Raw genomic sequence first — 4,941 nt, forward strand, 5'->3', positions numbered from 1 at the left:
CCTCACGAGCGAGGCGCGCGCAGCGGCCCCGCGCGCTCTCAGTTCAGTGGGCGAAGCTCCAGAGACTCGGCCGTGGTATCCACCCCGACGCTCGCGAACGACGCATACCCGTCGGCGGCGGATCGCTCGAGCAGGGCCTTCATGTTCTTCGCCCGCTGCTCGATGCGCACGCGCGCGCCCTGGGCGATCAACGCCGTCTTCAGCGCGAGCAGCGTGGTGAGCGGCACATCTCGGTCGTGCACGAGGACGACGGATCGCTCGCCGGTGTCCGCGGCATCCTGCAGCAGATCGACGATGCGCTCGAATCCGATCGAGAACCCGACGGCCGGGACGTCCTGTCCGAGGAAGCGCCCGATCATGCCGTCGTAGCGACCGCCACCGCCGAGCGAGTAATCGACGCCCGGGTGGGCGAGTTCGAAGATCGTGCCGGTGTAGTAGCCCATGCCGCGAACGAGGAAGGGGTCGAAAACGAGAGGGGCGTCGGCGCCCCGGGCGGCAGCCACCGTCTCGCCGAGCGCGACGAGGTGCGCGATGACCTGGTCCGGGATGCCGTCGGGCAAGGCCGCGCGGATACCGGCCTCGTCGAACGACCGGGTGCTCGCGGGGCGGTCGAGGTAGGCCGCGAGAGCATCGACGGTGTCCGCGGTCGCACCGCGATCGCGCAGCTCGGCGATGACGCCGGACGGCCCGATCTTGTCGAGCTTGTCGATCGTGATGAGCACGCCCGGACGCTCGTCGACGACGAAGCCGAACACGTCGAGCATCGCGTCGAGCACACGCCGATCGTTCACGCGGATGGAGCCGCCCTCGAGACCCAGGTGGTCGAGCACGTCGAGGCTCGCGGTCATCAGCTCGGCTTCGGCGCGGGCCGAGGCGTCGCCGATGATGTCGATGTCGCACTGCAGGAACTGGCGGTAGCGTCCCTTCTGCGGCCGCTCAGCCCGCCAGACGGGCGCCATCTGGATCGCGCGGAACACCGTCGGCAGCTGAGCGCGGTTCGTCGCGTAGAACCGCGCGAGCGGGACGGTGAGGTCGTAGCGCAGGCCGAGATCGGTGAGGGCGGCGGGATCGTCGGCCACGGCGCGGATCGCCTCGGCATCCATTCCGCGCTTAAGGATGCTGAACGACAGCTTCTCGTTGTCGCCGCCGAGGCCCGCGTGCAGGCGGTCGTAGTCCTCCATGACGGGGGTCTCGATCTCATCGAATCCGTGGGCGCGGTAGCGCTCGCGGATGACGGCGAGCACGCGCTCGCGGCGGGCCTTGTCAGCGGGGAGGAAGTCGCGCATGCCGCGCGGCGGGTTCACGGATGCCACTGGTCCATTGTTCCAGGGTTGGGCGGGTGCCCGTTGCGCGCGAGCCCGGGGAGAGTCAGGACTGCTCGGCGGCGCGCACCTCGGCGCGCAGGCTCCGGAGGCGCTCGCGCAGGGCGCGCTCGGCATCCCACCCGCGATCGCGGGCGAGTTGCACCAACGTCAGCAGGGCGTCGCCGAGCTCGGCTTCGGAGGCGGGGTCGGCGAGGCGATGATGCGGTGCGGAGACCCCCACCTGAGCCGCCTTGCCGATCACCTTCTGCGCCAGCGCGAGTGACGGCATGTGATCGCTGACACCGTCCAGCACGCTGGTGCGGTCGTGCTTCTCTGCGGCTTTTGCCGCGTTCCAGTGCACGAGCACCTCTTCGGGAGTGGATGCCACGGCGTCCGCGAACACGTGAGGATGCCGCCGCACCATCTTCTCGGTCAGCCCGCGCGCGACGTCGTCGATGTCGAAGGGGTCGTCGGGGTCGCCCGCGGCGATCTCGGCGTGGAAGAGCACCTGCCAGAGCAGATCGCCCAGCTCTTCGCGCAGGTCGGCGCGCGTGCCGGTCTCGACGGCGTCGATGACCTCGGCGCTCTCCTCCACGAGGTACGGCACGAGGTCGCGGTGATCGATGGTCCGCGTCCACGCGCAGCGCTCGCGCACGGTTCGCATGGTGCCGGCGGCCTGTCGCAGTGCGTCGTCGGTCACGGCGCCTCCCTCCTCGGCGGCGAAGACGCCGCTGTCCCGAGTATGCCCCGCTCGAACGCGCGGCGGACCGAGAACGGACCGAACTCCGGAAGATCTCGGATGCCGCGCGGCAGCGACCGCAGAATCCCGCGGCATCCGCGCGACGAGCGGCGAAAAGTCCGGAGTTCGGCACGGCGGCGACGGATCGGACGTGTACCACTGTGTCCGCGCGTCATCTGCTCGACACGGGACGCCGATAATCTGGGGCGTGTGCGAGAACTGACCCCGACCGAGGCCATCGACCTCGTGGGCCGCTTCGAGGCCGGCCAGGAGCTGCCCGAACAGATGCGTGCCGATGTGCGCCTGCTCGGATCGCTCTTGGGCCGTGTGCTTCAGGAGAGCGGCTCCCCCGGACTGTACGACGACGTCGAGCGGCTGCGCACGGCGACGATCCAGGCCTACACCGACGAGACGCCCGAGGCGTTCGAGCGGGCCGCGGCGATCGCCGACGGCTTCTCGATCGAGCGGGCCGACGAGGTGGCCCGCGCCTTCACGGCGTACTTCCACCTCGTCAATCTCGTCGAGGAGCACCAGCGCGTGCGCATCCTGCGTGAGCGTGGTGACCGCCCGTCGCGTTCGGGTACGCCCGACACGATCGCCTCGGCGTTCGAACGCCTGTCGGAAGAGGTGGGCGCCGACACCGCCCTCGCCCGCCTGCAGGCCCTGCGCTTCCACCCCGTCTTCACGGCGCACCCCACCGAGGCTCGCCGCCGCGCGATCTCGACCAGCATCCGTCGTCTGTCGGAACTGCTATCGGAGCACGACGCCGCGGCCGAGGGCGGCACCGAGAGCCGCCGTGCCGAGCGGCGCATGCTCGAGGAGATCGACACGCTCTGGCGCACCGCTCCCCTGCGCCGCGAGAAGCCATCGCCGGTCGACGAGGTCCGTTCGGTCATGTCGGTGTTCGACGAGACCCTCTACACCGCGGTCCCGCGCGTGTACCGCCGCATCGACGACATCCTGCAGGGCGAGAACGCCGGATCGCGCGCTCCGATCGTGAAGCCGTTCGTTCGCGTCGGATCGTGGGTCGGCGGCGACCGTGACGGCAACCCGTTCGTCACGGCATCCGTCACCCGCAAGGCCGCCGCGATCGCGAGCGAGCACGTGCTCCTCGGCCTCGAGCGCACGACGCAGCGCGTGGGGCGTGGTCTCACCCTGGATGCCGAGACCACGCCGCCCAGCGACGCACTGGTCGCCCTGTGGCACCGTCTGCGCGCCGCCGACGAGGACGCGGCCAAGGAGATCGCCGAGCGGTCTCCGGACGAGCCGCACCGGCGCATCATGCTGCTCCTCGCGCGCAAGATCGCCGCGACCCGCACGCGCAACGCCGACCTCGCGTACCGCGACCCCGAGCACCTTCTCGCCGACCTGCGCGTCGTGCAGGACTCGCTCGTCGCCGCGGGCGCCGCACGGCAGGCATACGGCGCGCTCCAGCGTCTGGTCTGGCAGGTCGAGACGTACGGCTTCCATCTGACCGAGCTCGAGGTTCGCCAGCACTCCGCCGTCCACCGGAAGGTGCTCGACGATCTGCGAGCGGGTGGGGAGCGCAGCGAGCAGACCGACGAGGTGCTCGAGGTCTTCCGCTCGATCGCCTACGTGCAGGAGCGCTTCGGCCCCCGCGCCGCCGGCCGCTACATCGTGTCGTTCACGCAGTCAGCCGAAGACCTCGCGAACGTCCACGAGCTCGCCTCCTACGCGATGGGCCCGGGCGAGGCCCTCCCCGTGCTCGACGTCATCCCGCTTTTCGAGACGTTCGCCGACCTGCAGGCGGCCCCGGGCATCCTGGCCGAGATCGTCACGCACCCCTCCTTCGTCAGCCGACTGGATGCCACCGGCCGACGCCTCGAGGTCATGCTCGGCTACTCCGATTCGTCGAAGGACGTCGGGCCGGTCGCCGCGAACCTCGCCCTCTACGAAGCCCAGGCCAAGATCTCGACGTGGGCCGAGGCCGAGGGCATCGAGCTCACGCTCTTCCACGGCCGCGGCGGTGCCCTCGGGCGCGGCGGTGGACCCGCCAACTCGGCGATCCTCGCGCAGCCGCCGCACTCGGTCGACGGACGCTTCAAGCTCACCGAGCAGGGCGAGGTCATCTTCGCCCGCTACGGCGATCCCGACATCGCCATGCGCCACATCGACCAGGTCGCGGCGGCCGTGCTCACGGCATCCTCTCCCTCGATCGAGCGCCGTAACCGCGGGGCCGCCGAGGCATTCGCCGACGTCGCCCAGACCATGGACGTCGCTTCGCGCGAGCGCTTCTTCGCCCTCGTGAAGGCTCCGGGCTTCGCGCCGTGGTTCGCCACGGTCACCCCGATGGAGGAGCTGGGTCATCTCGCGCTCGGCTCCCGTCCCGCGCGTCGCGGCCTGTCGGTCGAATCGCTCGAAGACCTGCGCGCCATCCCGTGGGTGTTCTCGTGGACGCAGGCCCGCATCAACCTCGCCGGATGGTTCGGCCTCGGGACCGCACTCGACGCGGTCGGTGACGAGCAGCGCCTCCGCGATGCATACGAGCAGTGGCCCCTGTTCCGCACGATGATCGACAACGTCGCGATGAGCCTCGCGAAGGCCGACGAGCGCATCGCCCGCCGTTACCTCGCGCTCGGCGACCGCGACGACCTCGCTCAGCTCGTGATGGACGAGATGCTCCTCACCCGCTCGTGGGTCGAGCGCATCACGGGCGGTGAGCTGCTCGGCAACAAGCCGGTGCTGCAGCGCGCGGTGAAGATGCGCAGCCCGTACGTCGACGCCCTGTCTCTGCTGCAGTTGCGCGCGCTGCGCGCGCTCCGCGACGCCTCGACCGAGTCCGGGACCCCGGATGCCGAGCACCAGCGCCTGCTGCTGCTGTCGGTGAGCGGTGTGGCGGCGGGTCTGCAGAACACCGGCTGAGCGGCATCCGTTCGA

General features: G+C 70.6%; 3 protein-coding genes. 1 reads left to right on the top strand and 2 read right to left on the bottom strand.

Annotation, left to right across the window (positions count from 1 at the left end; translation table 11 throughout):
* Positions 1-38: 38 nt before the first annotated feature.
* Together hisS and P2P98_RS05295 are read right to left on the bottom strand one after the other, a co-directional pair.
* Positions 39-1,286, bottom strand: coding sequence for a histidine--tRNA ligase (hisS, locus tag P2P98_RS05290; protein ID WP_275797878.1), 1,248 nt, complete (start codon positions 1,284-1,286; stop codon positions 39-41).
* An 82-nt stretch (positions 1,287-1,368) separates the two neighbouring features.
* Positions 1,369-1,968, bottom strand: a complete 600-nt coding sequence (locus P2P98_RS05295) for a MazG family protein (protein WP_275797880.1) — start codon at positions 1,966-1,968, stop codon at positions 1,369-1,371.
* A gap of 285 nt (positions 1,969-2,253) precedes the next feature.
* On the opposite strand from P2P98_RS05295, the gene P2P98_RS05300 reads away from it, so the two are divergent.
* Positions 2,254-4,926 (top strand): phosphoenolpyruvate carboxylase, encoded by a 2,673-nt coding sequence (locus P2P98_RS05300; protein ID WP_275797876.1) that lies wholly within the window; start codon positions 2,254-2,256, stop codon positions 4,924-4,926.
* Positions 4,927-4,941: the final 15 nt, after the last annotated feature.

Source organism: Microbacterium sp. Kw_RZR3 (assembly GCF_029222405.1).
In the GTDB taxonomy this organism is placed as follows: domain Bacteria; phylum Actinomycetota; class Actinomycetes; order Actinomycetales; family Microbacteriaceae; genus Microbacterium.